This window comes from Herbidospora sp. RD11066 (assembly GCF_054661255.1).
The window spans coordinates 513,897-536,341 of sequence record NZ_BAAGDO010000003.1 but is presented as its reverse complement, the minus strand read 5'-3'; the positions used below and the strand labels follow the sequence as shown (position 1 = coordinate 536,341).

Here is a 22,445-nt window from a genome sequence, read left to right as displayed (position 1 = left end):
GACTGCCCTGGCCTTGCATCGGGCGCTGTCGCGCCCGAAATTTCGGCTTATCGACTCAGGAATCGATGCTCGGCTCTGAGCGCCTGAGGTCGGGCGATCGAGGCAGGAAGTGAGCCTCCAAGGCCGTGTGTCCTACATAGGGGCTGGTCGTGCCTGCGTGGGGGCTGCCGCGTCAGAGCTGTCTACGCCGGGGTCGATCGCGCCGGTGCGGCCTGCATCGGGGCTGTCGTACCGGAAATTTCGGCTTATGGGACTCGGAATCGATGTCCCGATTGCCGGTGTGGTTTCACGTCCGCTTTTCCACAGGGGCTGAAGTTGTCCACAGGTTGATGCTCTGGGCGGTGGGCGTTCCGGGGGCGCCCCTAGGCTTCTCGGCGTGGAGCGTGTGGCTGCGGGCAAGGCGGCCGTCGGGTGTGTGGCGGCGGCGCTGGGGCTGACGGTGGTGTTGGCCTTCTTGGGGCCTTCGGCCTTTCAGCCTCGGCTGACCGGTGCCGGGTGGGTGCCCTTCTTCGTCGATGCCGGGCTTCCAGGGTGGGTGGCCATCGGGGTCGCGGCCGCCGTGGTCGTGCTCGGGGTGGGCGGAGTCCTGCTGGGGCTCTATGGCGCGCCATCGCTGAGAGTGCTGGGGTGGCTGGGGGTGGGGGCCGTTGTGCTGCTGGCCTTCTTGCCGCCGATCGGGTCGTCTGATCATTTGAACTACGCCGCCTACGGGCGGCTGGTGAGTTTGGGGCATGACCCTTATTCGGTCACCCCTGACCGATATCCCGGTGATCCCGTTCTGGGGGCGGTCGAGGAGTGGGCCGGGACGCCGAGTGTCTACGGGCCCGTCACGACCGGGGTGCAGGCACTGGCGAGCTTCATCGGGGGCGACTCGCTGCGGCTGACGGTGTTCGTCATGGCGATCGTCAACGCCGCAGCCTTTCTCGCCGTCGCCTGGATGCTCGGGTCGCGTGGCGTGGTGTTGTGGACGGCCAATCCGCTGGTCGTCTTCCATCTGGTCGCCGGTATGCACGCCGACACGCTCGCCATCGCCCTCGTGGTCGCCGCGCTGGTCACCCGGTTCAAGGGGGTGTTCCTCGGGCTGGGGGTCGCGGCCAAGGTGACCGTCGGGGTGGTCGCGCTCGGGGTCGCGTGGGAGCTGCGGAAGAACCTCGGCAGGCTGGCGCTGGTCGCCGCCACCGCGCTCGCGGTCTCCGGGGTGGCCTACTGGCTGGCGGGGCCGAATTCGCTGGGGCAGGTGCTCGACGCCAGCAAGATGGTCTCGCTCGCGACGCCCTGGAGCGTGGTCAAGGGCGTGTTGCAGGCGGTGGTCGGCGAGGGGTCGTACAAGATCTGGATTCAGATCGGGTCGTTGATCCTGTTCGCGGCGCTCGCCGCGCTGCTACTGCGGGCGTTGGCGCCGCTCGATGCCGCGCGGGTCGCTCTGGCGTTCTCGGTCGCGTGGCTGTTCGCCACGCCCTACGCGCTCCCGTGGTACGACGGGCTCGCGTTCGCGCTGCTGGCGCTGGTGTCGCGGTCGTGGCTCGACTACGTCATGGTGGCCCGGATCGCGCTGCTGTCGTTCGCCTATCTGCCGGCGCGGCAGTTCGACCAGCCCGCCGGGTCGGAGTGGCTGGTGGAGGTGGTCAGGTCGCAGGTCGTTCCGTGGCTGCTGCTGGGGGTGGTGGTGTTTCTGCTCGTACGGCTGCCGCGAGGGTCAGTGGTACGGCCACCGTCAGTGCCATCGCCGGGATCGCGATCCCCGAGTCGTTGATCAGGAAGCCGACGAAGGCCGCCGTCAGGGCGCCGATCAGTCCGGCCCGCAGTTCCGGGGCCTGCTCGTAGGTCACGCTCAGCGCGGCGACCTTCATCTCGCGGGGGCGGGCCAGCACGAGGAACAGGAACGCCAGCGCGACCAGCGACAGGAGGGTCAGCGGCCAGTTGCCGAGTGTGCCGAGCATCGCGCCGAGCTTGCGGGCCAGCACTCCGCCCGCCTCGCCGTCGATGACCTGCTGAACGAACGCGCCCAGGTGGGTGCGCTGCTCCGCCGGGCGTGACCAGTCGGCCAGCGCGATCGCCGTGATCAGTGCGGCGCCCGCGACGGCGATCAGGGCCAGCCGGGTCACCGACACCCGGAGGCCGGCCAGGAGCAGCAGAAACACCGCGAAACCGAGGACGAACGACGGCACCCCGCCGAAGTCGGCGCCCCAGGAGGGCCAGCCGTCGGCGGCGATGGCGAGCAGGCCGTACAGGACACAGAAGATCAGGGCCGGGCCACGGCGGCGGATGAAGTGTGCGGCGGCGGCCAGGAACAGGATCGTGCCGGTCGAGTAGACGGCGAAGGCCATGTTGCCGAAGCCGTAGAACCGGCCGCCGGTGACCGGTTCGTAGCCGGTGACCGCGTTGACCTGGAGATGTGAGCCGGTCATGACGTCGAGGAGCAGCGCGATCGACGACACGCCCGCGGCGACTCCCAGGGGGCCGAGCGGGTCGCGGCGCCACGGCCCGGCGAACGCGACGGCGGCGATGAGCACGGCGAAGCCGAGGATGGTGCCGACCAGCGCGGGCATCGGATGCGCGACGCTCCACCACGGGATCAGCTGCGCCAGGAACGTCGAGATCGGCACGGCGCCGCTGATCACGCCGACGATCATCATGGCGCGTCCGGCGCCCGCGACCTGGCGGCGCATGACGAACGCCGCGATCGCGTAGAAGACGACCTGGATCATGACCAGCGAGAAGAAGAACAGTTCCCGGACGTCCCTGAGAACCTGGCTGGCAAGATCGTCGTCCGCCAGGGCTCCCGGAGAGGCGGAACCGGCCGTCGACGTCCAGGCGCGGCCTACGACGCCTTCGGGGACGGGGATGGCGAGCGCGGTCAGCGCGGTGGCGGTCAGATCGGTGATCGTGACCAGGCCGACCTGGCGGGTGGACGACGCGGTGAGCAGCCCCTGGGGGAATCCGGGGCCGGTGGCCATGGCGACGTGCAGATGCGCGGCGGTACGCGCGTCGGAGACGCCCCCGACCAGGATGGTCGCGTTCTCCGGCACCTTGGCGAGGATGGCGCCGACCGTCCTGTCTGCGGCGGCGACGGCCTGCTCTCTGCCCTGGTCGCTCATTCCGGCGGCGAGCCAGGCGTCGGAGATCTCCGGGGCCTCGGTGACGATGAGCGCGTGGCCGGTGGGGTCGAGGTCGGCGATGGTGGCGGCGTAGGTGGTGATATTTCCGGAAATGTCGGCTGCGGCCAGGGCGGCGCCCGGCCCCGCGGCGGCGACCCGGCCACCGGCGTCCTTGACGGCCTGTCCCAGCGTCCCGATCCGGGCCTGGAACGACGACTCCTGCTGCAACGCGACCAGCGCCTGCCAGTCGGCGGGCCAGGCGGGAGGTTCGCACCCCGGCGAGGCGGCCCGCTGCCCGGCCGAGACCGTCAGCCAGCCCGCCACCGGGCACGTGATGCCCCGGCCTTCGAGCGGCACCGCCCGGGTCGACAGCGAGGCGTCGGCGGCGTTCCCGGCGAGCTTCCACAGGTTGGGCGTCCGCGCGGCGCTGAGATCGGCCCACTCCAGCCCGGGGACCCCGATGATCACCACCTGGCCTGTCGGCGCCGCGAGAGCGGTTCCGGGCAGCCCGAAAACCCCTGTCAGCAAAGCGATCAGCAGTCCCCAGACGACCCGGCGCATTCTTTTCGCCCCTCGCAGAACGGGCGCAGCGCTTCGGAAGTGAGTCGGGTGTGATGCGTCCGGGGAGCCGGCGGTCGCCTGGCGGGGTCGATGGGGCTGAGAGCGGTCGGTCCCGGTCTCGGTGACGCTGGTCCCGGTGGCCCCCGCTTGGGTGGCTCCTGCTTCGGCGATCCCGATTTTGGTGGCGCTGGTTTCGCAGGTCCCGGCCTCGGCGGCGCTGGCTTTGGTGCCCTCGGCTTGAGCGGTCCCGGGCGGTGCGAGAAGACCGGGTCGGTGGGAGTCCCAGGACTTCGGGGCCGTGTCGTTCGCCGGTGGATCGTCGCCCCGTGCGGCCACGCTCGTGGGGGGTCTGTGCACAGGGTGTCCTTCCCAGCGGTCCGTTGGCGGCAACCAAGGTAGCCTGCCGGATCGTGAGGAGCGTTGTGCGGAGCCGGACGGCCTGGTGGCCCCTCGGGCTGCTGCTCGTGCTGGCGGCGGCCGCGCCGCTCGTCCACTACTGGCTGACCAACCCCGATGACCAGCGGCTCGTCGACCTCGACGTCTACCGGCTCGGAGGCCAGGCGCTGCTCGACGGGCTGCCCCTCTACGGCGTGGTCACGCCGGCGCCGCAACTGCTTCCGTTCACCTATCCGCCCATTTCGGCGATGCTGGCGGTGCCACTCGCGCTGCTGCCGTGGCCGGTGCTCCAGTGGGTCTGGACGGCGGCCATCGTCGCCACGCTCGCCGCCGTCGTCTGGGTCGCCTTTCCCGAGCAGCGGAAATGGCTGCCGCTTCTCACGATCGCGTGCCTCTACCTGATGCCGATCCGCGACCAGATCCGCTTCGGTCAGGTCGATCTGTTTCTCGTCGCGTTGTGCCTGTTCGACGTCGTGGTGAAAAGGCCGTGGTGGCCGCGCGGGGTTCTCATCGGAATCGCGACGGCGGTCAAGCTCACGCCCGGCGTGTTCCTCATCTTGTTGTTGCTGGTCGCGTGGCGGAAGCCGTACCGGAATGACGAAATGAAAGCCTTTCTCACGGCTTCGGGGACGGCCGCGGTACTCACGGTCATTCCCTTTCTCGTCATCCCGCAGGACGCCGTCGACTTCTGGTTCGGGGCGCTGCTCGATTCGGAAAGGCTCGGTGCCAATACCGCGACGACGAATCAGTCGATGCGCGGGATGCTGCTGCGGCTCTACTGGCCCGATGCGCTGACCACCGTGCTCTGGTTCGCGGCGCTCGCCTTTATCGGGTGGTACGGCTTCCGCGCCGCCCGCCGCCATTTCCTCGACGGCGACACCATCACCGCCGTCGCGCTCACCGGACTGATGGCCGTTCTGCTGTCGCCGGTCGCGTGGATTCACCATCTCGCGTGGATCGTCGTCGTCATCGCGGCGCTGCCCGGGATCAGGGAGAAACTCGCCACGTGGGTGTTCTACGTGCTGCCGATTCCCTGGTGGGGGGCCTACATCAAGATGTGGGAGATCCCGGTGCTCTCCCCGACGCTGGGGAAGATCGTCCAGAACGCGTTCGGGCTGGGAGCCATCGCGCTCGTATTCCTCCTTGGCCGAAAGCGGGCGAAGGCGTGACCGCGCCATTACGCTCGGTCGCGTGCTGGTTACCGCTTTTGTGATCGTCGGGCTGCTCGCCGGTTTCACCGGTGTCGCCATCGGGCTCTATTCGCTGCGTAACGCGCGGGCCGCCGTGCAGGACTGTCTCGACGTCCTGGCCCGGCGGGCGGCCGTCGAAGGGGTCGTCGACACCAAGGCGATCCGCGACGTCGCCGTCTTCCGCTACGACGCCCTCGAGGAGATGACCGGGCGGCTGTCGTTCTCGGTCGCGCTGATCAACGGGCTCGGTGACGGGATCGTGCTGACCTCGATAAACGGGCGGACCGAAACTCGTACCTACGTCAGGGCCCTTAGAGGCGGCAAGGGGCTCCAGCCTCTCTCGCCCGAAGAGGAGCAGGCGGTGCGGGCCGCGCGGCTCGGGCTGGGGCCCGAAGTCGAGTCGGCCGACGGTGACCTGCTGCGACCCGCCGGTGGTCTCTGGAGCAACTCCGCGCGCTGAAGTCGTAAGGATGCACATACAGCACGCCCGAGTGTGGCTAACCTGGTCTTATGTCAAAGCTCGCCTATCTGGGCCCCGAGGGCACCTTCTGTGAGGCCGCCCTTCGTGAACTGGCGCCCGAGGCCGAGCGCCTGCCGTGCGCCAACGTGAGGGCCGCGCTCGACGCGGTCCGCAACGGCGAGGCCGAAGGGGCTGTCGTTCCCCTGGAGAACTCGCTCGAAGGTGGCATCGCCCAGACGCTCGACGAGCTCGCCTGGGGGCAGCCGCTGCTGATCGTGGCCGAGCTGCTGCTGCCGGTCGAGTTCTCGCTCCTGGTCCGTCCGGGCACCGAGTCACGCCAGATCAAGCGCATTTTCACCCATCCCGCCGCGCACACCCAGTGCCGTGACTTCATCGACCGGGAGCTCCCGGGGGCCGTGGTCGTCCACTCCTCCTCGACCGCCGGCGCGGCCCAGGAGATCGCCAACCCCGAGTCGCCCTACGACGCCGCCATCGGGCCGTCGATCGCGGGCGAGATCTACGAACTGACCGAGCTGGCCTCCAACATCGGCGACCGCAACGACACCGTCACCCGGTTCGTCCGGGTCGCGCCCCCCGGGACCCTCCCCGAGCCGACCGGGGCCGACCGTTCGTCGATGGTCGCTTTCCTGCGCGACGACCACGCGGGCGCGCTGCTGGAAATGCTCTCTGAATTCTCCGTACGCGGCGTCAACCTGACCCGCATCGAATCGCGTCCGACCGGCGACGGCATCGGCAGCTACTTCTTCCACTTCGACTGTGAGGGGCACATCGCCGAGGCCAGGGTGGGTGAGGCCATCTCCGGCCTGCACCGCGTTTCCGGCGATCTGCGCTTCCTCGGAAGCTACCCCCGGGCCGACCAGGTGCCGACGCAGATCAAGCGTGGCGTCGCCGACGCCGATTTCGCCGAGGCGGCCGGGTGGCTAAGCCGAATGCGGGCGGGTTCCGTGCAACGGTAGCGTTTGCTCTGTGATTGACCTGCGAACCCTACGCGAAGATCCCGACAGGCTGCGCGACTCGCAGCGCGCCCGCGGGGAGGACGACTCCGTCGTCGACACGCTGCTCTCCCTCGACGAGCGTCGTCGTAGCGCGCTCGGCTCCTTCGAGTCGCTGCGCGCCGAGCAGAAGAACGTGGGCAAGTCGGTCTCCCGGGCGTCCGGCGACGAGCGGCAGGCGCTGCTCGATCGGGCGAAGGATCTCGCGGCGCAGGTGAAGGCGGCCGAGGCGGAGGCCGAGCGGCTCGGCGCCGAACTCGACGCCATGCTCATGGCGGTGCCCAACATCGTCGACCCGGCGGCGCCCCACGGCGGCGAAGACGACTACGTCGTCCTCGAACACGTGGGCACCCCCCGGGAGTTCGACTTCGCCCCGCGCGACCACCTCGAGCTGGGCGAGCTGCTCGGCGCGATCGACATGGAGCGCGGCGCCAAGGTGTCGGGCTCGCGCTTCTTCTTCCTGCGCGGCGCCGGGGCCCGGCTTCAGCTCGGGCTGCTCAACATGGCCATGCAGCAGGCCATCGAGGCCGGTTTCGTCCCGATGATCACTCCGGTGCTGGTGAAGCCCGAGTCGATGCAGGGCACCGGCTTCACGATCGCCCACGACAGCGAGATCTACCGCCTGCCCGAAGACGACCTCTACTTGGTCGGCACCTCCGAGGTGCCGCTCGCGGCCTACCACGCCGACGAGATCCTCGACGGCCCCCAGCTGCCTTACCGCTACGCCGGCTGGTCGTCGTGCTTCCGCCGGGAAGCCGGGTCGTACGGAAAGGACACCCGCGGCATCATCCGGGTCCACCAGTTCGACAAGGTCGAGATGTTCTCCTACTGCAAGCCGGAGGACGCGTCCGAGGAACACCAGCGGCTGCTGGCCTGGGAGCGGCAGATGCTCGAGAAGTGCGAGCTGCCCTACCGCGTCATCGACACCGCCGCGGGCGACCTCGGCATGTCGGCCGCCCGCAAGTTCGACTGCGAGGGCTGGATCCCCAGCCAGGGGCGTTACCGCGAACTCACCTCGACGTCCAACTGCACCGAGTTCCAGGCCCGCCGCCTCAAGGTGCGATTCCGCGACGACGACGGTAAGCCGCGCGTCGTCGCCACTCTGAACGGCACGCTCGCCACCACCCGGTGGATTGTGGCCATTCTCGAGAACCATCAGCAGGCCGACGGTTCGGTCGTCGTTCCGAAGGCGTTGCGGCCCTTTGTCGGGCTCGACGTTCTCGAACCGGTCAAATAGCGCGGTTGAACGCACTGAAGGCCGGGGTTCTCGAAAGAACCCCGGCCTTCAGGCTGTCAGCGGTCTATCAGTGGTCTAAAGGGCGCGGACCTGCGAAGCCTGCGGACCCTTCGGGCCCTCGGTGACTTCGAACTCCACACGCTGACCGTCTTCGAGGTTCCGGTAGCCGGAACCCGTGATGGCCGAGAAGTGCACGAACACGTCCGGAGCCCCGCCGTCCGGGGCGATGAAGCCGAAGCCCTTTTCAGCGTTGAACCACTTGACGGTTCCCTGAGCCATTAACGCTCTCCCTAAGGAAGTGAATCTTGGGGCACACACCTCGTGAACCCCGGTGTGTCGCACAGCTCCCCGGGTGGCTCATAACAGTCAAGCTGGTTTTCGCTACGGGAACAGCTAATACAACGCGTTCCATATCTAACACTATGAGGGCCCCCAGGTCTTCCAAGTCCGGGGGAGAAATCTTGTCCTGAGATCCCCCTGTCCAGCGCGTCTTCCGGGCAGGGCAAACTGGGACCTGTTATGGCCCCACCACGTCTCATCGCCACCGACCTCGACGGCACCGCGCTGCGCTCCGACGGCACGATCTCGGCCCGCACCGCCGCCGCCTTCGCCGCCGTGGAGGACTCCGGGGCGACCCTGGTCTTCGTCACCGCCCGGCCGCCGCGCTGGATGACGTCCGTCAGCCATGTCGTGAACCACCGCGGCCTGGCCATCTGCGCCAACGGCGCGCTCCTCTACGACCTCCACACCGAGTCGATCGCCGACTCCCACCTGATGGAGTCCCAGGTCGTGGCCGAAACGGTCGCCTTGCTGCGCGGTGCCGTGCCTTCGCTGACCTTCTCCGTCGAGTACGAAGATGGATACGCCTACGAGAGCGACTTCCCGTTGGGGAGCTGGGATCAGCGTTTCGGCGACGGGCGTCCGCCGGTTTCGTCCGTTCTCGGCCGGCCTTGCGCCAAGCTCCTCGCCTACCACCACACGATGGCCGCCGACGATCTCTATGAGCGGGTCGTGGCGTTGGTGGGGGACACGGTGACGCCGACGCATTCGAGCGGGCGGGCACTGATCGAGATGAGCGCCTTCGGCGTGACCAAGGCGACCGCCCTGGCCCGCTTCGCCTCCCGCAACGGGATCACACCGGGGGACGCGGTGGCGTTCGGCGACATGCCGAACGACCTGCCGATGCTGGGCTGGGCGGGGACGTCATGGGCGGTGGCCAACGCGCACCCTGACGTGCTGGCAGCGGTCGACCATGTGACGGCGGCCAACAATGACGACGGGGTGGCCCAGGTCTTGGAGCGGTTGTACGGGGTGACTCCCGCCGCCTGAAGGGACGCGCCTGGCCGGGGTGCCGGGGCCAGCGGCGATGTCACGAAATTTCGGGCGTGGGAGCGCCCGGACTCGTGCCTTGGTGATTCAGGTGGGGCTGGGTGACGTTGGGGGTCGCCCAGCCCGTACAAGAAAAGGGCCTTTAGAGGTAGGGCCCCGAGGCGCCGCGGCCTGGGTCGTCTTGGCCCTGGGAGAAGCCGCCTGGGAGCGCGCGGCGCATCTGTTCCAGTTGGGCGCGGGCGGCCATCTGCTGGGCGAACAGGGTGGTCTGGATGCCGTGGAAGAGGCCCTCCAGCCAGCCGACGAGCTGGGCGTGGGCCACGCGGAGCTCGGCCTCGCTGGGTGGGGTGCCGTTGGTCGCGAACGGGAGCGAGAGGCGCTCCAGCTCCTCGACGAGCTCGGGGGCCAGGCCGTCTTCGAGCTCCTTGATCGAGCTCTGGTGGATCTCCATGAGACGCTTGCGGCTCGCCTCGTCGAGAGGGGCCGCGCGGACCTCTTCGAGAAGCTGGCGGATCATGCTGCCGATCCGCATCACCTTCGCGGGCTGTTCCACCAGGTCGGCGACCGACCGCTCTTCGCCTTCCGGCGCTTCTTCCCCGGACGGAAGAACCACGACGTGTGGAGTGCTCTCGTCAGCGTTCATGCCTCTCAACCTACTAGCAGGATCTTGCCGATGTGGTCCCCGGCTTCGAGCATCCGATGGGCCTCCGCAGCGTGTTCCATCGGTATCTCAGCGTGGATGACGGGGTTGATCGCACCCGCGCTGACCAGCGGCCACACGCTGTCGACGACGCCCCGGCAGATCGCGCCCTTCTCGTCGGGTGTACGACTCCGTAGCGCCGAGGCCATGACGGTCGCTCTCTTCTGGAGGAGCGCGGCGATGTCGAGTTCGCCCTTGGTGCCGCCCTGCAGGCCGATGATGGTCAGTCGTCCGCCTTTGGCGAGGATCGCGACGTTGGGCTTCAGGTACTTGGCGCCCATGATGTCGAGGATGACGTCGGGTCGGTCGTCTTTGAGTACCTGGGAAAAATCTTCCTCTCGGTAGTTGATTCCTCTATCCGCACCGAGAGTGAGGCACCGCTCGACCTTCGCCTCCGAGCCGGCCGTGACGATCACCCGCGATCCGAAGGCCTTGGCGAGCTGGATCGCCATCGTGCCGATGCCGCTCGCGCCGCCGTGGACGAGCAGGGTCTCGCCCTTGCGCAGGCGGGCGGCCATGAAGACGTTGGCCCAGACCGTGCACGCCACTTCGGGCAGTGCGGCCGACGCGGCCAGGGAGGTGGGGGCCGGCATCACCTGTTGCCACGGAACTGCCACCTTTTCGGCATATCCGCCGCCGGCGAGCAGGGCCGTGACCTCGTCACCGACCGTGAGGGTATCGACACCCTCACCTACCTCGGTCACCACCCCAGAACATTCCATCCCGGGAATTTCAGACGCACCGGGCGGAGGCGGGTAGAGTCCTTGCCGCTGCAGAAGATCGGCCCGATTCACGGCTGACGCGGTGATCTCAATCACCACTTCACCTCGGGCGGGAACCGGATCCGGCACCTCGCGCCACTCCAGAACCTCGGGCCCACCGGGGCTTGAAATCACGATCGCACGCATGTGACCTAAAGTAACCGAGCAGCCAACTCGACGGTTGGCCGCGTTCGCCTGTATACGGGGCGCTAATCTGCAATGTGTTTGCTGCCCCTTTAGCCCATCCCGAGGGGGAAACACGGTGGCACGACACGATCGTGAGGATCCCCACTCGCTCGAAGACCAGCTGGCCTGGCTCGACGCGATCAAGGAGATGCCCGACGAGGTCGACATCGCGGTATCCGCGGTGACGGCGTCGTCGCTGGCCGCTCCACAGCCCGCACCGCCGACGGACGAGGTACCTTCGCCCTACCCGAAGGACCCCTGGCGGTCGGTTCCGGCCGAGCCGGCGCCGTTCCGGGCTGTCGCCGCGGTCGAAGAGCCGCCGGCCAACGACAGTGGGGTGGAGACACTCGATCCGTTGCCGTTCGGAAACGGGCGCGGGGCATTCGCCGACACGCCGATCGACACCGACTCCTACAACGTGGGGGCATTCGGAGAGCGGTCGCCGGCCGAGGGCGACGGCCCCGACGAGCCGGTCCGCGGCTGGCTGGAGCCGGCCGTACCCGTTCATGACGAGCCCGCCGAGCCCGCCCGCTTCTCCCGGCCTGACGCCGAGACGGGCCGGTTCTCCCCGGAGACGGTGGCGGAACTGAACTCCGATTCCGGAGGCTTCGGTTTCCCGCGCTCCGAGAGCGACTCGGGTGGCTTCGACACGGCGCGTGGCTTCTCACGGACCGACTCTTCGCGGTCTGAGAGCGACTCGGGCGGGTTCGGCTTCTCGCGGTCCGACAGCGACTCGGGCGGCTTCAAGCGGCCCGACTCTTCCGACTCCGGGCATTTCGGGTTCTCCCGGAACGACACCGACCGGGTCTCGCGGCCTGAGAGTGACTCGGGTGGTTTCGCGTTCGGGCGGTCCGACAGTGACTCGGGCGGCTTCGGGTTCTCGCGGTCCGACAACGACTCCGGGGGTTTCGGTCGCTCCGATTCCGACTCGGGTCCGTTCAAGGTCTCTTCGGATGCCGAGTCCGGCCGGTTCTCCTGGCCCGGTACGGAGGCCGAGGAGCCCCCGGCCATCGAGGACACCGACCCGGGCGACCGGTTCCGGCCCCTGCGCGACGCCGATGAGCCGTTAAGAGGCTCCCTGCGGGAGAACCTCAACCAGTCGGCCGAAAGCTCCGGCGGACCCGGTGAGGCGTTCCGATCGTCGGCGCGTGAGGCGCTGGAGTCGTACACGAGAGAGGTTCAGCCCCTCTCGGAGTCGCGGGAGATCGCGGAGCGGGAGCCCTACCAGCCGCGGCGCCGCCAGCCCGACAACCTGCCCGCACCGGCCTTCACCTCGACGTCGCGGGCGCTCGTCCCCCGCTCGTCGAAGCCCTCGGCCGACAGCCTCGACCCCGCGACCCTCCTCAAGGGACGCAAGGACGGCCCCGCCACCGGCTGGCGCCGGGTCATATTCAAGGCGACGGCCGGCTTGATCAAGCCCGGCGAGGCCCCCGAGGTCCGCAAGCGCGCCGAACTGGTCGCCCGCGCCCGCACCCCCGTCTCGGCCGGACACCACCGCGTGGCCGTGCTGAGCCTCAAGGGCGGCGTCGGCAAGACGACCACCACCGTGGGCCTCGGCGCGACCCTGGCCCAGGTCCGCGGCGACCGCGTGATCGCCGTCGACGCCAACCCCGACCGTGGAACGCTCTCCGACAAGGTGGAGCTGGAAACGTCGGCGACCATCCGTGACCTGCTGAACGAGCGTGGCGACATCCGGCGGTACGTCGACATCCGCGCCTTCACCTCACAGACGCCTTCGCGGCTGGAGATCCTCGGGTCCGACCGGGACCCCTCCGTGTCCGAGGCCTTCTCCGCCGAGGACTACCAGTCGGTTTCGGCCGTGCTGGAGAACTTCTACTCGATCTGCATCACCGACTGCGGGACCGGGTTGCTGCACTCGGCGATGTCCGGCGTGCTGGGGCTGGCCGATCAGCTGGTCCTGGTGAGCAGTCCTTCTGTGGACGGGGCTCGGGCCGCATCCGCGACGCTGGACTGGCTGGAGGCGCACCACTACGGGGATCTGGTCAAGTCGGCGACCGTGGTGCTTTGTAGTGTTCGGCCTCGGTCGAAGTCGACTGTCGACCTGAAGCGGCTGGAAGCGCACTTCGCGGCTCGGTGCCGGGCCGTTGTCCGGGTGCCGTACGACCCGCACCTTGAGGAAGGGGCGGAGATCGACCTGGAGAGGCTGCAGGAGCCTACTCGGGCGGCGTTCCTGAAGTTGGCGGCTTGCGTGGGGGACGGGTTCGCGGGGGCTCCCGGGCTTGGGGAGCGGCGGTACTCGGAGATTCCGGACCACATCTGATGGCGTGGCTCTCCCGTCCTCTGGTGGGGGCGGGAGAGAGTAGGGTTGCGTTTCGACACCCCTCTTGTGGGGGGTCTGGAGAGCTCGCCTAGTGGACGATGGCGGCGGTCTTGAAAACCGCTAGGGGTGGCGACATTCCTCGTGGGTTCGAATCCCACGCTCTCCGCTTAGCTTGGAAAACGTGGTCTGACCTGCATTGATGAGTGTCAGGTGGCCTGGTGATCATTTCTTTCGTGTGCAGCCGTGTGCCGTCTGATGCGGCTCCATGTAGTTGATCGCGCCCTATACGCGACATGATCTTGGTGGTGTTTTCCCAGGTCGTAGGGCAAATCCGAGTCACCGGTGCGGGAACACTTCGGGAACTCGGCTTGATGACGATCACGCGAAAAGCCCCCGGCCGATGTGGCCAGGGGCGAGGTGGAGCGTTGGTGGTGATCAGCTTGCCAGCGCGGCACCGATCCGGCGGTTGGCGGATTCGGCGCCGCCGTCGATGCACTTCGCGTACACCTTGAGCAGGACGTCGACTCCATGTCCGGCCCGCTCGGCGACATCGGGCGGTGCCACTCCGGCGTTGAGCCAGAGGCTCACTGCGGCGTGGCGGAGGTCATAGGGACGTCCGGCCAAGGGTGAGGTGACCTGCTCGGGACTCAGCGCGAGGGCTCGGGCCGCCTTCCACGCTTCGCAGTAGGTGCCGATCGAGATGATCCCGCCGGTGAGCGTCCGGAAGAGGCGGCCGTCGTCGTTGGCGCCGAACTCGTCGATGTGCTCGCGCAGGATCGTCACGAGCTCCGGAGGGATGGGCACCGGGCGTCCTTCGTTCTTGGCTCGGTGCTTGAGACCTCGGTCGTCGTGGCCTTCCCCGCTGTCCGTCCAGCGCTTGTTGGACTGTGGCTTGGACTTGGCGACGATCAGGAGACCCCAGCCCGTCTCCGGGAGGTCGCAGTCCGACTTCCGCAGAGCCAGCGCTTCAGCCGGCCGCAGGCCCGCGTAGTACAGGCAGGCGAAGAAGCCCTTCAGATGGCGCCCGCGCTTGAGGAGGCCGACATAGGTGATCGCAGTCAGAAGTTCCTTCGCCTGGGTGGGGTTCACGACGACGCGGCGGTCGACGACCTCACGGACTTTGGGCGGCTTCCACGCCTTGACCCTGTCGACCGGGTTGGACGGCAGGACTTCGAGTTCCACGGCGTACTGCAGGAGGTTGTAGAAGACGGATCGCTTGCGGGCGATGGTCGTCGCCCCAGCGGCGGTTCCATCCAGCCGGAGGGTGATCGCGTCCAAACCCAGGCGAGTAACGCGGGGCTTGGCCACTTCGTCCATGGGAAGCGAATGCTTCTCCAACCAGTCCAGCGCTGACTTGATCTCTTGCGGTCGCGGCTCGATTCTGGCGGCAGGCGGGAGGGCGTACTGCCGCAAGGCGCTCCGGAGAACAGTGGTCTCAGGCGTGTCCTTCGCGTCCTCCTTGACGAGGGCTGGGATCACCGTCGCCAGGGCATCCGTCATGCTGTCCCGCGTCTTCGCGGCGGCGTGAGGCCATTTCATTTCGACGTACGCGAGAGCGAACTCGTAGAAGGTCTTCTGCTTGTCCGCCTTCAGCATCGAGACGGGAAGACCGGTTTCGATGTCGAAGGCCTCGCCGCGCTTGGCTGCCTGCCTCAGGTCGGACAGGAAGTTCTCCGCCAGGGCCTTGGTCTTGAAGCTGGTCGATTTGACCTGCCCGCCGACCTTTCGCCGGACGCGGTACGACGGGCCGCTCTTGGTCTCATGCCGTGTGATATCCCAGAAGCGGACCTCATAGGTGAGGTTCATGAGACCTCCCGCAGGGAGTCCAGCCAGGTGGCGAGTTCGCTGCGATAGACGCGGATCTCGCCGTTGGGGAGTTTGAGACCGCGCGGAGCCTGGCCGATCTCCCGCCAGCGGTAGAACGTCCGGCGCGAGACGCCGCCGAGCGCGTCGAGAATCTGCGGCACCGTGAGGAGTTCGTCGTGGCGGCTCAAATGGCACCGCCGACGATGGCTCGCGTGAGGGCCTGCTCGGCCAGGCTGAGACCCGTCCCGGCATACGACCAGTCGCCGACGACGGCGACGGTGTCTTCCGGGAAGAGCGGCAGACGGCCGGTGGTGATGGCCTCACCACGTCGGTGCTCCTCGCGGGCGGCGCGCAGGGCGCCGAGGGTGGTGGAGTAGCGGCGGCTCTTGGTGGAGAAGTGGCCGCGGAATCCGAGCATGTGGGCCCAGCGGTCGAGCTTGAGGTCGGCCAGGTCGTCGAGGGCGGCCAGGCGGAAGCACTCGGCGATGTGGCGCCGGGCGTGGTCGGAGATGGGCAGGCCGGTGAGGTCTTCCAGCGGCTGGATCCGCCGGTCGAGGGTGCCGGTGCTCTCGGCGGACTTGGTGGCGTACTTGGCGATGTAGCGCGCCACGGTCTGTTCGGTGAGCTCGCCGGTCAGCGTGATGGGGCGGATGTCGAGCTGCTTGCCCCAGGTCAGGGTCCGTTCGGGGGAGTCGTCGATGGCCGGGACGGTCACCGAGACGGCGCCGACCGCGTGACGGATGGCGTCCGTGAACAGTTCGGTCGTCGCCCACGTGGGAGGCGTCGAGGCGGGCCCGTCCGGTCCGTCGGGGCGGATGACGGCGTGGAAGTGGACGATGCCTCGTCGCTGGTACTCGGCGACTTTGGCGAAGGAGATCGTGAGGACCTGCCGCAGTTCTTTGTTGGAGAGGCCGGCGAGCCTGGCGACCCGACGGCGGAGGGCTTCGGTGAAGCGGCGCCAGAGCTCGGGGGCCAGGGCGTTGAACAGCACGGCTTCGGTGTAGGCGTAGCAGTCGAAGCAGAGCGGTTGGCCGAGCCGGGTGTCGTTGACGGGGTGCTTGGCCGGGCAGGTCACCTTGATCCCGTGGGAGCAGGTCGGCGCCGCTCGCCGGACGCGGCAGCGCTTCTTGGCGCCCCGGTTGTGGACGATGCCGAAGGACGGCGCGGTGAGCGTGACGAGCAGGCTCGGATGGTCGACGACCGAGGCCGGGACACCCTTGCCGCCGACCAGGCCGGCGCGCACCAGCTGGTAGGTGTCGGCGCGGTAGATCTCCGCGCAGGCGGGGCAGCGGCTGGCGCGGCGGGTCTTGCAGGGGACGTTCAGGACGCCACCGGGTTCGGTGTGGGTGGTGTAGCGGTGCAGGACGTCGCCGGTGGCCTGGTCGACGTGCTCGACGTGGCCGCGCAGCCGGATGGGCTGGCGGCAGCCGCCGGTGCCGCGGATCTGGGAGGCCCACCGGTCGAAGCCGGGGTCGTTCAACCGGGCGATAATCCCGGCTATCACGTGCGCGTTGGTGTTCTGAGGCAAGATGGGGCCGTCCTCTCCAGTGTTGCTGGATGGATGGCCCCCGGCCTGGCGCGGATCTTGGTGGATGTGTGGCCAGGCAGGGGGCGTTGCGTTTACACGCCGAGGTCGAGTCCGATGCCGTGGCAGTGAGGACAGCTCTCGCCGTCCCCGTCGACACCGGTTCCGTTGCAGGCGCAGCAGATGTAGACGGTTACGGCTGGCTCTTCTGGTCCTGAGGGATGAGCTTCAGGTACACCCGGTAGGGGCGTCGCCGGATCTCCGGCGCCTGGCAGATCTTGATGCGCTTGAGCGGCATGATCTAGAACTCCCGGTTCCGGTACGACGGAGCGGTGCTGCAGATCGCCACCGCCTTCCACTCGACGGGGCCGAAGGCCCGGGTGGTGCTGTAGTGGCCTTTCTCGTCCGTGACGGGCGTGCCGAACTGTGCGGCGTACGTGTCGATCTCCGCCTTCATGACCTCGTCGGCCGCCCGAGTTGCGAAGGTGTAGACGGTGAGGTCGGGCATCACCGGAATGGCGGGGTGGGCTTCGATGTGGTCGGCCAGGGCCCGCAGGCCGGCGATCATCTCGGTGCGCTGGTCGTCGGTCATCTGGTTCCTTTCAGCGTGCGGAACAGGTCGGCCGCGAGCTGGGCGGAGACGCCCAGCCGGGCTTGGAAGGTGGCGGGGTCGATCGGCTCGCCGTGCTTGGCGCGGTGTTCGTCGGCCAGGCGTTGTGCGTACGTGGTCAGTGCGGTGGGCGGAGCCGGAGCGGGTTCGGCCACGTGGGAGGCGCGGCGTTCGAGCATGGAGACTGCGATGAGGAACGCGGCGGCCGGTGTGGCTGCGGTCAGCCAGCCCCAGACGGTTGGGTAGGCCTGGTGGAGGTTGGCGGCCAGGGAGAGGGTGATCGCGCTGGTCATGACGACGACGGGCCAGGAGACACGGCCGGTTGTGGTTCGGCCGGTTCGCTTGTCGCGTTGGCGCTCGCGGGCGGCCATGACACAGGTCAGGTCAATGCAGATCGCGATGGCCCAGGCCATCCAGCCGGTCTGGCCGTTCTCCAGGGCCGTTCGGCGGATGTGACTGAACGACCCGGCGCCCGCTATGAGCGCGAGGACGACGATGGGCCCGGAGTCGAGCAGCCAGCGAGCGACGCGGGGCACCGGTTGCCTCCTTGCGAGAGCGGGCCATCAGATCCGGGATGCGCGCGCCGGCCAGGACCGCGTTCCAGCTCGGGGCCATGTGCGCCCACCGCTGGGTCGCCTCCTCGGCGGTCTCGTTGACGACGAGCGAGGACCGGGACCGGTACCACTGGCCGTTCTCATGAGCGGCGATCGCGACGCCGGGGCTCGCTGCGGGGATCATGCGAGCGGAGTCGAGCGCGGCCGGGTCGAGGTCGCCCAGGGCCATGACCGCCGTCTCCGGGTCGTTGACCCGATGGCAGATCCGGCCTGAACACTGGGCGCGCAGGGCCGTGACACCCGTACCGAGATCAGAGCCGATGCGCTGGCCGCAGCAGACCAGATAGATCCCGAAGGCCCGGCCGAGCTGGGCGACCCGCAGAAGCGCGGTGGAGATCGCGGCGACCTCGTCCTTCTCGCTCTTGTCGGCCATCAGATACAGCTCGGCCAGCTCGTCGATCAGGATGACGACCGGGAGCGGCTGCAGGTCAGGGTCCAGCTGCCAGATGTTGCGGGCACCGGCCGCTCGGCACACGTCCATCCGGCTCTGCATCAGGGCGCTGACCTCGGCGAGCACTCGGAGACACTCCGGCCTGGAGGTAGCCAGTGCCGACAGCCTCGGTGTGTACGGGGCGAACTCCACGCCGCCCTTGAGGTCGAAGCCCACCAGGGCGACAGGTTGAGGGGACAGCCCGACGATGAGCGCGTTGGCCAGGTTGGACTTCCCGGATTGGGTCGCCCCGGCCACCATCCAGTGGGGCACCGTCTTGAAGTCGATGACCCACGGCCGCCCGGTCTCCAGCCGCCCGACCGTGACCTGCAGCAGTTCGGCGGTGTTCGTCGGGGCGGCGACGTGCACCAGGGGATCGCGGATCGTGACCGACAGGACCACCCGCCCCGGACGGGGCGAAGTGACCCGGACACCATGCACGCGCCAGGAGTGCGCCAGTCGTTCGGCGACCTTGCTGTAGTCCTGCGGGACCTGGCCTTCGAGGGTGCGGATGGTGACCCGCCAGCCGTGCCGGGTGGGCATTGGCCACCACATCCACGGCTTGGCGTCCAGGCCGATCCGGCGCCAGCGGCGGTTGACCTGAACCGTGCCCGTCTCCAGGACGAGGCGCGGCACCCGCAGGAAGTTGGGGCGCTGGCGTCGTTTGGTGAGGCCGCAGCCCAGGGCGACCTTCCGCCAGGACAGCCGTACCCGGATCGAGGTTCGCAGGTAGCCGACCACCAGCCAGAACGACGCGGAGTACCAGGTGACCCAGGCCCAGAGCCCGGCCGACGAGGCGGCCAGGGCGATGAGCGTGCCGTGCACTTCCTCAGACACGTGTGTCCTCCCCGACGGGGAGCAGTGCGGCGGCCCGGTAGGAGATCCCCCAGCGGCCCTCGAAGTCCCAGAGGTAGCCGACCAGGCCGACCGGGTTGATCTGCTGGCCGGCGGCCACAGCGGGTTCGCCGCTGATGCCGATCTTCATCAGCTCGATCCGGCCGGAGTCGTCCTCGACCGAGACGGTGACCTCGTAGACGACCTGACCGGTCTTGTCGAGCTTGATCTCGCCGGTCTCGCGGTTCTGGAGGCGGGGCTTGGGGTTCTTCACGCAGGTGATCGTGAGGCGGGTGGGGTCGACCGGGATCGGGATGGTTCGCATGTGGTTCCTCCATCTGCGATTTCCTGGAACACATAGAACGCTTGGCATTCTAAGTTGTCAAGGGATTCTTTGGCGGCCTGGTTGGCAGGCCGGTGGGGCTGTGCTGGACTGAGGGGACACCTCGTGAAAGGCGGCCCATGGTCGAGAAGACCGGGCGTCCGGGCTATCTCCAGATCGCCGACGACCTCCGGAGCCAGATCCAGTCAGGCAAGCTGGCGCCCGGCGCCGTGCTGCCTTCGACGGCTGAACTCTGCTCCCTATACGACGTCTCGGCGAGCGTCGTGAAGTCCGCCATCTCCGTACTCCGGACGGAGAAGCTGATCATCGGTCAGCAGGGGAAAGGCGTGTTCGTACGGGAACAGCAGCTGGCCATGTCGCCTCCCGGCGAGGAGTCCGAGCTCTTGCGGCAGCTCGTCATGATGCGCGAGGCGGTGCAGGACCTCGGGCAACGGGTCGCGGACCTTGAGAAGATCGTGCTGTCAGGGCGGAAACGATCAGACTGATCCGGTGGAGAAGCCCGTCGAGGTCTGACCGTATTTGCTGTATTTCCTGAAGGACCTCCATATCGTCCATTTCCTGTGCTCCTTGCTTTCGCGTCGGCTTTCCGGGGCGCACAGGAAGTTCATCAGTGCCTGACGCATTCAGGTATCACACGCGCTTAGTTAAACTCTTTCACTGGTAGTTGCGCGCCGATTACACAGGGTTTTCACTCGTTCTAGGTACACGGCACCAGGTACGCAACACCAGGCGCGACCCTCCTCGTGAACCGTAAGGACGCAATGAAGGCAAACCGACCAGGCTGGACCCCTGCGCGGCTGCGCGAGCACCGCGAAGCCCACGGGCTCAGCCTTGAAGCGGCAGGCGAGAAACTTCGCGAAGTCGCTGAAAAGAACGGACTTGACGCTTTAGCCGCGAATTTCCAGACGCTCTGGTCGCATGAGAGTGGTGCCGTATACCCGAGCCCTGGTTATCGCCGGGCGTATTGCCTCATGTACCAGGCGGCCGAATCGGCACTGGGATTCCGGCTCCCACTTCCGGGCGAATCGCACGACAGCCCGATCTCTGCTCTTCCCCGCCCCGCTGACCCGGTCATCGACGCCCAGACCGCATCGGTCATCGAACAGACCTTGCTCCAGCTCTCCGCCCGGCTGACCCCGCCGGGTCCTGAGCAGGACATGCTCCGGCAACGGGTCGTCGACGCGTGGCATCGCTGCCCCAGCCCGCGGCCGATCCTCATCCTGATCGGCGGGCACTCGGGATCCGGGCGTACCGAGTTCGCGCGCTTTCTGGCCGACGTCACCGGCTGGGCGCTGCTCGACAAGGACACCCTGACCCGCGCCCTCACCGAACGCCTGCTGACCAGCCTCGGGGGTGACCCCCACGATCGGCACAGTGACCTCTACCTCACTGAGGTGCGTCCGCTGGAGTACAGGTGCCTTGTGGACTCGGCCTTCGACAACGTTTCGGTCGGCACCTCGACGATCCTGTCGGCCAATCTCGTTGCCGAACTGCACGACACCGCATGGCTATCTCGGCTGACCAATCGCTGCGCGGCGAAGGGGGTCGATGTGGCGGCGGCCTGGGTGACATGCGATCCCGACACCATGCGCGAGTACATCGAGCACCGGGCGGCTCCCCGGGACACGTGGAAGCTGGCCAACTGGGACAGCTACATGGCCGCACTCAAGCTCAACAACTTGCCGACCGCACACCTCACACTCGACAACACGCTCTTCGCCGCCATCAGCCTCGCTGACCAGACCCGAGACGCGTTGAAACGGATCCTCACGTGAGCGGTCACATGCGTGACTGTTGATCGCCACTGAACTCGGTCGTTCTGAATCTCGATGGATCTCTTGCGGCTCATCCTGGTTCTGGATGAGCCGTCCCGCCGTATCTGCTGTTCTCGCCGTCTCAGTTCAAGATCCTTCTTCCGTTACGGCTTCGCCTGATCAGCCATACGAGCGACTTTGGCCAAAGCCTTTTCGGCTGTTGGACCTACTGGAGTACAGATGGAGGGCACAGATGGAGGGCCCGCTGGATGAGGACTTTCTCTACGGTTATCAAGGCCGGCCCGCCTGCGGCAGCCCGGCGCGCACGGGCGATCGCGGGCCGCGCTGCGCCTCTTCGGCCGGTCGCGGCCCGCGCCACCCATGCGCCGAGCAGCAGTATTTGTCCGCCTTGTCGCTGGAAGCGCATCCTTGGCATCCTGCTGACTATCGTTGCCATCCCGGATCACTTGCCAGCGTCTGCAGGAGTAGAACGCTGCCAATCAAGCTTGTCTCGACTGAATCCACAACAATGTGGGGATGGGTCGCGGAGGCGGGATCGGCTGGAGAGATACGGTCCGCCAGCCATTGGATCATCGCAGGGTGCTTTCGAGTTATGACGATGCTTCTGAGCAGGCTAAATGTTGATGTCGCCATTTTGGTCGAGATGGAGTGGCGGTTTGAGTCGTGCATGGCGCGAAACCCCGACATTAGTGTCGGTGCAGGTCAGCGACGTTTGAGCAGCTCAGGAAGTCCAGTCCCCACGCCCGTGGGGGTGAACCGACGTACGTCACCGAAGAAGAGATGCAGGAAGGCCAGTCCCCACGCCCGTGGGGGTGAACCGTAGCCGTCCGGTTCGGGCTGACGGCCGTCCAGCCAGTCCCCACGCCCGTGGGGGTGAACCGGCGGAGGCGATCGCCTCCATCCTCGGGCCGCCCCAGTCCCCACGCCCGTGGGGGTGAACCGGCGCGGGGACCTCTGGCTTCTCCTCCTTGAAGACCAGTCCCCACGCCCGTGGGGGTGAACCGTGGTCTAGTCCTACCTGCCAACGTTCCCAGAACCAGTCCCCACGCCCGTGGGGGTGAACCGCTCTCAGTCCTTACCGGGAGATCTCATGACCACCAGTCCCCACGCCCGTGGGGGTGAACCGCGCGAACGATCAGAGGCGATCCTGTCGGCGGTCCAGTCCCCACGCCCGTGGGGGTGAACCGGAAACGCCGATCGCGGCGGCCAGGTCGGTGGTCCAGTCCCCACGCCCGTGGGGGTGAACCGCGGTTCGCGCCTCCGGCGCTCCGACATGTCTACCAATCCCCACGCCCG

The 22,445-nt window shown here is 67.9% G+C and carries 19 protein-coding genes, 1 tRNA gene, 1 pseudogene and 1 CRISPR repeat array; of the genes and pseudogenes, 10 read left to right on the top strand and 11 right to left on the bottom strand.

The window, feature by feature from the left end:
• Positions 1–376 precede the first annotated feature (376 nt).
• A pseudogene (mptB, locus tag ACYQ78_RS13950) lies at positions 377–1,060 on the top strand (polyprenol phosphomannose-dependent alpha 1,6 mannosyltransferase MptB); the annotation flags it as partial.
• 565 nt (positions 1,061–1,625) lie between these two features.
• On the opposite strand, the gene ACYQ78_RS13945 reads toward mptB, so the two are convergent.
• Positions 1,626–3,659, bottom strand: coding sequence for a hypothetical protein (locus tag ACYQ78_RS13945; RefSeq protein ID WP_459801231.1), 2,034 nt, complete (start codon positions 3,657–3,659; stop codon positions 1,626–1,628).
• A gap of 410 nt (positions 3,660–4,069) precedes the next feature.
• Here ACYQ78_RS13945 and ACYQ78_RS13940 point away from each other — a divergent pair, with 410 nt between their 5' ends.
• From ACYQ78_RS13940 to serS, 4 genes are read left to right on the top strand one after another with little or no spacing between them, the layout of a single operon-like run.
• Positions 4,070–5,224 carry a glycosyltransferase 87 family protein gene (locus tag ACYQ78_RS13940; protein WP_459801230.1) on the top strand — a complete coding sequence of 385 codons (1,155 nt, stop codon included), beginning with the start codon at positions 4,070–4,072 and terminating at the stop codon, positions 5,222–5,224.
• A 22-nt stretch (positions 5,225–5,246) separates the two neighbouring features.
• The gene (locus tag ACYQ78_RS13935) at positions 5,247–5,705 is read left to right on the top strand and encodes a DUF4446 family protein (RefSeq protein ID WP_061290226.1); all 459 of its coding nucleotides are present in this window, start codon (positions 5,247–5,249) and stop codon (positions 5,703–5,705) included.
• 50 nt (positions 5,706–5,755) lie between these two features.
• The gene (gene pheA / locus ACYQ78_RS13930) at positions 5,756–6,682 is read left to right on the top strand and encodes a prephenate dehydratase (RefSeq protein WP_459801229.1); all 927 of its coding nucleotides are present in this window, start codon (positions 5,756–5,758) and stop codon (positions 6,680–6,682) included.
• A gap of 10 nt (positions 6,683–6,692) precedes the next feature.
• Positions 6,693–7,955: a serine--tRNA ligase gene (serS, locus tag ACYQ78_RS13925; RefSeq protein ID WP_459801228.1), complete on the top strand. Its 1,263-nt coding sequence runs from the start codon at positions 6,693–6,695 to the stop codon at positions 7,953–7,955.
• A 75-nt stretch (positions 7,956–8,030) separates the two neighbouring features.
• On the opposite strand, the gene ACYQ78_RS13920 is transcribed toward serS, so the two are convergent.
• On the bottom strand, positions 8,031–8,234 hold the full coding sequence (locus ACYQ78_RS13920; protein ID WP_030455233.1) for a cold-shock protein: 204 nt from the start codon (positions 8,232–8,234) through the stop codon (positions 8,031–8,033).
• Positions 8,235–8,474: 240 nt separating this feature from the next.
• Here ACYQ78_RS13920 and ACYQ78_RS13915 point away from each other — a divergent pair, with 240 nt between their 5' ends.
• Positions 8,475–9,284, top strand: coding sequence for an HAD family hydrolase (locus ACYQ78_RS13915; protein ID WP_459801227.1), 810 nt, complete (start codon positions 8,475–8,477; stop codon positions 9,282–9,284).
• Positions 9,285–9,426: 142 nt separating this feature from the next.
• Here the strand turns inward: ACYQ78_RS13915 and ACYQ78_RS13910 are convergent, their stop codons facing one another.
• Positions 9,427–9,927, bottom strand: a complete 501-nt coding sequence (locus ACYQ78_RS13910) for a bacterial proteasome activator family protein (RefSeq protein WP_459801226.1) — start codon at positions 9,925–9,927, stop codon at positions 9,427–9,429.
• Positions 9,928–9,932: 5 nt separating this feature from the next.
• Positions 9,933–10,892 (bottom strand): NAD(P)H-quinone oxidoreductase, encoded by a 960-nt coding sequence (locus ACYQ78_RS13905; RefSeq protein WP_459801225.1) that lies wholly within the window; start codon positions 10,890–10,892, stop codon positions 9,933–9,935.
• Positions 10,893–11,007: 115 nt separating this feature from the next.
• Between ACYQ78_RS13905 and ACYQ78_RS13900 the strand changes: the two genes are divergently transcribed.
• Both ACYQ78_RS13900 and ACYQ78_RS13895 read left to right on the top strand, forming a co-directional pair.
• The gene (locus ACYQ78_RS13900) at positions 11,008–13,212 is read left to right on the top strand and encodes a MinD/ParA family ATP-binding protein (RefSeq protein ID WP_459801224.1); all 2,205 of its coding nucleotides are present in this window, start codon (positions 11,008–11,010) and stop codon (positions 13,210–13,212) included.
• Between the two features lie 77 nt (positions 13,213–13,289).
• Positions 13,290–13,378: transfer RNA gene (locus ACYQ78_RS13895), tRNA-Ser, on the top strand.
• A 269-nt stretch (positions 13,379–13,647) separates the two neighbouring features.
• Here ACYQ78_RS13895 and ACYQ78_RS13890 read toward each other — a convergent pair.
• The 7 genes from ACYQ78_RS13890 to ACYQ78_RS13860 all read right to left on the bottom strand — a co-directional run bounded on the left by ACYQ78_RS13890 (position 13,648) and on the right by ACYQ78_RS13860 (position 19,356).
• On the bottom strand, positions 13,648–15,018 hold the full coding sequence (locus ACYQ78_RS13890; RefSeq protein WP_459801223.1) for a tyrosine-type recombinase/integrase: 1,371 nt from the start codon (positions 15,016–15,018) through the stop codon (positions 13,648–13,650).
• Positions 15,015–15,206, bottom strand: a complete 192-nt coding sequence (locus ACYQ78_RS13885) for a helix-turn-helix transcriptional regulator (RefSeq protein ID WP_459801222.1) — start codon at positions 15,204–15,206, stop codon at positions 15,015–15,017. The genes ACYQ78_RS13890 and ACYQ78_RS13885 overlap by 4 nt, the downstream gene beginning before the upstream one ends.
• The gene (locus ACYQ78_RS13880; RefSeq protein WP_459801221.1) at positions 15,203–16,498 is read right to left on the bottom strand and encodes a replication initiator; all 1,296 of its coding nucleotides are present in this window, start codon (positions 16,496–16,498) and stop codon (positions 15,203–15,205) included. Before ACYQ78_RS13880 ends, ACYQ78_RS13885 begins: the two co-directional genes overlap by 4 nt.
• Before the next feature lie 346 nt (positions 16,499–16,844).
• On the bottom strand, positions 16,845–17,135 hold the full coding sequence (locus ACYQ78_RS13875) for a hypothetical protein (protein WP_459801220.1): 291 nt from the start codon (positions 17,133–17,135) through the stop codon (positions 16,845–16,847).
• Positions 17,132–17,590 carry a DUF2637 domain-containing protein gene (locus ACYQ78_RS13870; protein ID WP_459801772.1) on the bottom strand — a complete coding sequence of 153 codons (459 nt, stop codon included), beginning with the start codon at positions 17,588–17,590 and terminating at the stop codon, positions 17,132–17,134. Before ACYQ78_RS13870 ends, ACYQ78_RS13875 begins: the two co-directional genes overlap by 4 nt.
• Positions 17,538–19,034, bottom strand: a complete 1,497-nt coding sequence (locus ACYQ78_RS13865) for an FtsK/SpoIIIE domain-containing protein (protein ID WP_459801219.1) — start codon at positions 19,032–19,034, stop codon at positions 17,538–17,540. The genes ACYQ78_RS13870 and ACYQ78_RS13865 overlap by 53 nt, the downstream gene beginning before the upstream one ends.
• Positions 19,027–19,356: an SCO3933 family regulatory protein gene (locus ACYQ78_RS13860; RefSeq protein WP_459801218.1), complete on the bottom strand. Its 330-nt coding sequence runs from the start codon at positions 19,354–19,356 to the stop codon at positions 19,027–19,029. The genes ACYQ78_RS13865 and ACYQ78_RS13860 overlap by 8 nt, the downstream gene beginning before the upstream one ends.
• A 137-nt stretch (positions 19,357–19,493) precedes the next feature.
• On the opposite strand from ACYQ78_RS13860, the gene ACYQ78_RS13855 reads away from it, so the two are divergent.
• Together ACYQ78_RS13855 and ACYQ78_RS13850 are read left to right on the top strand one after the other, a co-directional pair.
• Positions 19,494–19,859: a GntR family transcriptional regulator gene (locus tag ACYQ78_RS13855; RefSeq protein ID WP_459801217.1), complete on the top strand. Its 366-nt coding sequence runs from the start codon at positions 19,494–19,496 to the stop codon at positions 19,857–19,859.
• Positions 19,860–20,117: 258 nt separating this feature from the next.
• Entirely contained in the window at positions 20,118–21,149 is a 1,032-nt protein-coding gene (locus tag ACYQ78_RS13850; RefSeq protein ID WP_459801216.1) for an AAA family ATPase, read from the top strand.
• A gap of 730 nt (positions 21,150–21,879) precedes the next feature.
• Positions 21,880–22,397: direct repeats of the CRISPR family, unit length 29 nt; unit sequence CCAGTCCCCACGCCCGTGGGGGTGAACCG.
• Between the last annotated feature and the right edge of the window lie 48 nt (positions 22,398–22,445).

Excerpts from the sequence above, each read along its gene's own strand:
- ACYQ78_RS13945 (WP_459801231.1), bottom strand. The coding sequence starts at position 3,659 with ATGCGCCGGGTCGTCTGGGGACTGCTGATCGCTTTGCTGACAGGGGTT.
- ACYQ78_RS13860 (WP_459801218.1), bottom strand. The coding sequence starts at position 19,356 with ATGCGAACCATCCCGATCCCGGTCGACCCCACCCGCCTCACGATCACC.
- ACYQ78_RS13855 (WP_459801217.1), top strand. The coding sequence starts at position 19,494 with ATGGTCGAGAAGACCGGGCGTCCGGGCTATCTCCAGATCGCCGACGAC.
- pheA (WP_459801229.1), top strand. The coding sequence starts at position 5,756 with ATGTCAAAGCTCGCCTATCTGGGCCCCGAGGGCACCTTCTGTGAGGCC.
- ACYQ78_RS13915 (WP_459801227.1), top strand. The coding sequence starts at position 8,475 with ATGGCCCCACCACGTCTCATCGCCACCGACCTCGACGGCACCGCGCTG.
- ACYQ78_RS13875 (WP_459801220.1), bottom strand. The coding sequence starts at position 17,135 with ATGACCGACGACCAGCGCACCGAGATGATCGCCGGCCTGCGGGCCCTG.
- ACYQ78_RS13910 (WP_459801226.1), bottom strand. The coding sequence starts at position 9,927 with ATGAACGCTGACGAGAGCACTCCACACGTCGTGGTTCTTCCGTCCGGG.
- ACYQ78_RS13890 (WP_459801223.1), bottom strand. The coding sequence starts at position 15,018 with ATGAACCTCACCTATGAGGTCCGCTTCTGGGATATCACACGGCATGAG.
- ACYQ78_RS13905 (WP_459801225.1), bottom strand. The coding sequence starts at position 10,892 with ATGCGTGCGATCGTGATTTCAAGCCCCGGTGGGCCCGAGGTTCTGGAG.
- ACYQ78_RS13920 (WP_030455233.1), bottom strand. The coding sequence starts at position 8,234 with ATGGCTCAGGGAACCGTCAAGTGGTTCAACGCTGAAAAGGGCTTCGGC.